Source organism: Cellulomonas septica (genome assembly GCF_012396155.1).
GTDB lineage: Bacteria > Actinomycetota > Actinomycetes > Actinomycetales > Cellulomonadaceae > Cellulomonas > Cellulomonas septica.
In genome coordinates, this window is record NZ_JAAXOY010000238.1 from 1 (window position 1) to 4,871 (window position 4,871).

Consider the following 4,871-nt stretch of genomic DNA (forward strand, 5'->3'; position numbering starts at 1 on the left):
GGGGCGCGCGGGCACGTCGACGACGTCCTCGGTGCGCGGGACGAGCGCGACGATCCGCGGGATCAGGTCGTGCGCGACGCGGGCGAGCGCCTCGTGCACCGACGCGGTGCCGGTCGGCTTCGTGACGTAGTCGGTCGCCCCCGCGGCGAGCGCGTCGAGCGTCGCCGTCGCGCCGCGCTCGGTGAGCGTCGAGAACATGATGATCGGCATGCGGTCGCCCCGCGCACGCAGCGCCGCGACCGTCTCGATGCCGTCCATCTCCGGCATCTCGACGTCCATCGTCACGAGGTCGGGCTGGAGCTGCTCGACCTTCGCGAGCGCGAGCCGGCCGTTCGCCGCGATGCCGACGACCTCGATGCGCCGGTCCTGCCCGAGCACGTCGCTCACGATGCGCCGCACGACGACCGAGTCGTCGACGACGAGCACCCGGATCCGGCTCACGCGGCGCCACCGAGCTGCGCCTCGACGCTCGTCGCGACGTCCGCCTCGTACGGGACGACGACCACGCCGCGCAGGCGGGCCTGCTGGAGGACGTCGTCGAGCGTGCCCTCGGCCACCGCGACCGCGACGACGGCGTCGGCGCCGCCGTCGACGAGCAGGCGGACCTGCGCGACCTGCGTCGCCGAGTCGGGCGCGTAGTGCACGCGCACGCCGTACCCGAGCTGGGCGAGGCGCTGGACCAGCACGTCGCCCTCGACGGCCCAGCCGGTCGCCGGCAGCGTCACGCCGACCAGGCGCGTCGACTGCCACCGGGCGAGCGCGTCGCCGCTGACCTCGCCGCCACCTGTCTGGTGGGCGAACGCGGCCGCCACGGCGAGCGCCATGACGGACGCCGCCCATGCCTTGCGTCGCGACATCCCTGTCTCCTTCGTGCCGGCGGGCCGTCCCTGGCCCGGCGGTGGTGCACCTTCGGTCAGAAGGTGAACATCGACACCCGCTCGCGCAGGTCGGCGGACATGCGGGCGAGCTCGGTGACGGACCCGCCCATCTGGCTGAGCACCTCCGAGCTCGTGGCGGCGGACGTGGCGACACCGGTGATGTTCGCGGCGATCTCGCCGGATCCGGTGGCGGCCTCGGCCACGCCGCGGGACATCTCGTTGGTCGTCGCGGTCTGCTCCTCGACGGCCGACGCGATGGTCAGCTGGTAGTCGTTGATCGACGCGATGATCGAGCCGATCTCCCCGATCGCGGCGACGGCACCCGTGGTGTCGGCCTGGATGGCCTCGACGCGGCGCGCGATGTCCTCGGTCGCCTTCGCCGTCTCCGACGCGAGCTCCTTGACCTCGCCCGCGACGACCGCGAAACCCTTGCCGGCCTCCCCGGCACGCGCGGCCTCGATGGTCGCGTTGAGCGCGAGCAGGTTCGTCTGCTCGGCGATCGACGTGATGAGCTTGACGACCTTGCCGATCTCCTGGCTCGACGAGCCGAGGCGCGACACCGAGTCGTTCGCGCTCGCCGCGGCGCCCGTGGCGGCCTGGGCCACCTTGGTCGCCTCGGTCGCGTTCTGCGCGATCTCCCGGATCGACGCGCCCATCTGCTCGGCACCGGCGGCGACGGCCTGCACGTTGCGCGACACCTGCGCGGCCGCGGCGGCGACGACGCCCGCCTGCGCGCTGGTCTCGTCCGACCCGGCGGCGACCTGGCTCGACGACGCGGAGAGCTGCTCGGCCGCGACGGCGACCTCGTCGGCCGTGTGCTTGACCTCGGTGAGCGTCTCGCGGACGCCGGCCTGCGCACGGCCGAGGGCCTCGCGCATCTGCCCCATCTCGTCGCGCGACGTGCCCGGCACGGTCCGCGTGAAGTCGCCGACGGCCATGCCGTTGAGCGCGCGACACATGTCCCACACGCTCTTGCGGATGCCGGACGCCGTCTTGAAGCCGAGGAACATCGAGATCGCGAGGCCCGCGAACAGGCTGATGCCGAGGATGTAGCCGGCCATGTCGACGCGGTCCTGCGCGGCCTCCGCGGTCGCGGTGACCTCCGCCGCCATCGTCTTCTCGACCTCGTCGAACTTCAGCACGAAGTCGTCGATCGCGGGCTGGCTCACGGTGTCGGAGATCGACGAGTACGCGTCGGCGTCGTCCGCGAGCGCAGCGGGGACGACCTGCTCGTCCCGCAGCACGACCCACTTCTGGTACGACTCGACGAAGCCCGGCCAGGCCGCGTTGCCGTCGGCGCCGCTCGACTGCGCGAACGCCTCGATGGCCTCGGCCATGTCCATGTCGTTGCGCCGCTGCAGCTCGACCCAGCCCTTGCGGATCACCGGGTTCTTCACCGCGGCGATCTGGGCGACGATGAGCCGCGCGTTGTGCTGGCCGTCGTCGACCGAGCGCGACAGCGCGGCCACCTCGGTGGCGACGACGTCGACGTCCCGCAGGTCCTGGGCGGCACGCTGGAGGGCGACGTAGGCGAAGGCGCCCGAGCCGAGGGCGACGAACGCCACGAGACCGAGCAGCAGCATCATCTTCGTCTGGATGCCCAGGTTGCCCAGGCTCATGCGCCGGCGCGGGCCGCCGTCGCGGGAGGTCTTGCTCATCGGTGCTCCTTGTCAGGGCGTCGTCGCCGTCGTCCGTCAAGATCGGCCACGGCAGCGGTGCTGTGAGGGGTCGGGGCGACATCCCCCCGCACGGCTCAGGCCGCGGAGGCCGCCTCGTCGACGTCGAGGACGAGCAGCAGGCGGTCCTCGAGCGTGCACGCGGACCGGATGAGCGGCCGCAGGTCGGGGTCGAGCGTCTCCGGGGGCACGCCGACGTCGTCGACGGGCACGTCCAGCACGTCCCCGATCTCGTCGACGAGCAGGCTCACCGGCTCGCCGTCGACCTGGACGACGACCATCATCGGCTCGGCGTCCTGCGCGAGCGCCGGCAGGCCGAGCCGCGGCCGCAGGTCGACCGTGACGACGACCTGACCGCGCAGGTTGACGACGCCCGCGATCCCGGGCGGCGCGAGCGGGACCCGCGTGCGGGCGTGCGCGCGCAGCGCCTCCTGGACGCGGAGCACGTCGACGCCGTACAGGTCGTCGCCGATCGTGAACGTCACGTAGCGGTTCACGCGGCACCCTCCAGCAGGTCGTCGGACTCGAAGTCGTGGTCGGCGGCGAGCAGCGCGGCCGGCAGGTCGAGCAGCTCGGTGACGCGGCCGTGCACGACGGTCGAGCCGATCAGGCCGGCGGCGTCGATGTCGGAGTGCTCGGCGTGGTCCTCGACGATGTCGACGATGTCCTCGACGACCAGCGCGGCGCTGCGCGACCCGCGCTCGTACACCACGAGCAGCAGCTCGTCGCGGTCCTCGGGCGTCGCACCGACCAGGCTGTCGACGCGCGCGAGCGGCAGGATCGAGCCGCGGTACTGCACGACCTCGCGGTCGCCGACCGTCTCGACCTCGTCGGAGCGCACGTGCTCGAGGCGCGCGACGCCCGCGAGCGGCATCGCGACGAGCCGGCCCTCGCCGATGCGCGCGACGAGCAGCTGCTCGGTCTCGTGCGTCTCCTCGACGACCGTCGACGCGTGCCCGACCGACGCGTGCTCGTGCTCGCGCGGCATCGCCTCACGGGCGATCGACTGCATGTCGAGGATGAGCGCGACGCGCCCGTCCCCGAGCACCGTCGTGCCCGCGTACGTGCTCACCGACTTGAGCTGCGCCGCGAGCGGCGTCACGACGATCTCCTCGGTCGCGAGCACGCGGTCGACGAGCAGGCCGAAGCGGTTGTCGTCCGCCTGCACCACGACGATCACCCCGGGCCGCGACCCGGCGGGCTCGCCGTCGGACAGGCCGAGCACGTCGTGCAGCGGCACGAGCGGCAGGAGCTCGCCGCGCAGCCGGTAGACGGGTGCCTCGTGCACGTGCTCGACGGCCTGCTCGGCCCGCTCGTCGAGCGCGACGAGCTCGAGCACGTGGACCTGCGGGACCGCGTACACGTCGCCGTCGCACTCGACGGACAGCGACGGCATGATCGCGAGCGTCAGCGGGATCCGCAGGCGCCAGGACGTGCCGACGCCGACGGTGGACTCGACGTCGACCGTCCCGCCCACCGCCTCGATGCGCGTGCGCACGACGTCCATGCCGACACCACGGCCGGACACGTTCGTGACGGCCGCGGCCGTCGAGAAGCCCGGCAGGAACAGCAGCCCGAGCATCTCCGCCTGCCCGAGCGACGCGACCTGCTCGGGCGTGCGCAGCCCCTTGCGGACCGCCGACTCGGCGACCTTCTGCGGGTCGATGCCGCGCCCGTCGTCGCGGACCTCGACGACGACCTGCCCGCCCGCGTGGAACGCGCGCAGCTCGAGCGTGCCGTGCGACGGCTTGCCCGCGGCGACGCGCTCGTCGGGCGGCTCGATGCCGTGGTCGACCGCGTTGCGCACGAGGTGCGTCAGCGGGTCCTTGACGGCCTCCAGCAGGCTGCGGTCGAGCTCGGTGTCCCCGCCCACGAGCTCGAGGCGCACCTCGCGCCCGCACGTCGCGGCGAGGTCGCGCACGACGCGCGGCATCTTCGCCCAGACGTTCTCGATGGGCTGCATGCGCGTGCGCATGACGCCGTCCTGCAGCTCGGACGCGATGAGGTTGAGCTGCTGCGCCGACCGCGTGAGGTCGACGTCCTGCGACTCGGCCGCGAGGCGCGTGAGCCGGTTGCGGACCAGCACGAGCTCGCCGACCTGCCGCATGAGCCGGTCCAGCAGCTCGACGTCGATGCGCACCGACGACTCGCTCGCGCCGCGCAGCGTGCCGACCTCCTCGAGCGGCGCGGCCGCGGGGGCCATCGTCGGGGTGTACTCGTGCCCGCTCGACAGGTCGGCGAGCGCCGCGGTGGCGAGCGCCTGCACGGCGGCCGCCTCGAGGGCCTCGTCGGCGGCACGCTGGGCGGCCGGGTCGAG

At 73.4% G+C, this 4,871-nt stretch carries 5 protein-coding genes; all 5 read right to left on the reverse strand.

Translation table 11 applies throughout. The features are described from left to right. Positions 1–441: response regulator (locus HGA02_RS10455; protein WP_168678952.1), on the reverse strand; the 441-nt coding region annotated here is incomplete at its 3' end. Continuing rightward, positions 438–857 (reverse strand): type 1 periplasmic-binding domain-containing protein, encoded by a 420-nt coding sequence (locus HGA02_RS10460; RefSeq protein WP_168678953.1) that lies wholly within the window; start codon positions 855–857, stop codon positions 438–440. The genes HGA02_RS10455 and HGA02_RS10460, both read right to left, overlap by 4 nt. 56 nt (positions 858–913) lie before the next feature. After that, positions 914–2,536, reverse strand: a complete 1,623-nt coding sequence (locus HGA02_RS10465; RefSeq protein ID WP_168678954.1) for a methyl-accepting chemotaxis protein — start codon at positions 2,534–2,536, stop codon at positions 914–916. A 95-nt stretch (positions 2,537–2,631) separates the two neighbouring features. After that, positions 2,632–3,051 (reverse strand): chemotaxis protein CheW, encoded by a 420-nt coding sequence (locus HGA02_RS10470; RefSeq protein WP_124342403.1) that lies wholly within the window; start codon positions 3,049–3,051, stop codon positions 2,632–2,634. Next, a partial coding sequence (locus HGA02_RS10475) for a chemotaxis protein CheA (RefSeq protein ID WP_168678955.1) occupies positions 3,048–4,871 on the reverse strand: 1,824 nt, incomplete at its 5' end. The genes HGA02_RS10475 and HGA02_RS10470, both read right to left, overlap by 4 nt.

Bases quoted from the DNA above. Each gene is read 5' to 3' on its own strand.
- HGA02_RS10460 (WP_168678953.1), bottom strand. From the start codon at position 857: ATGTCGCGACGCAAGGCATGGGCGGCGTCCGTCATGGCGCTCGCCGTG.
- HGA02_RS10465 (WP_168678954.1), bottom strand. From the start codon at position 2,536: ATGAGCAAGACCTCCCGCGACGGCGGCCCGCGCCGGCGCATGAGCCTG.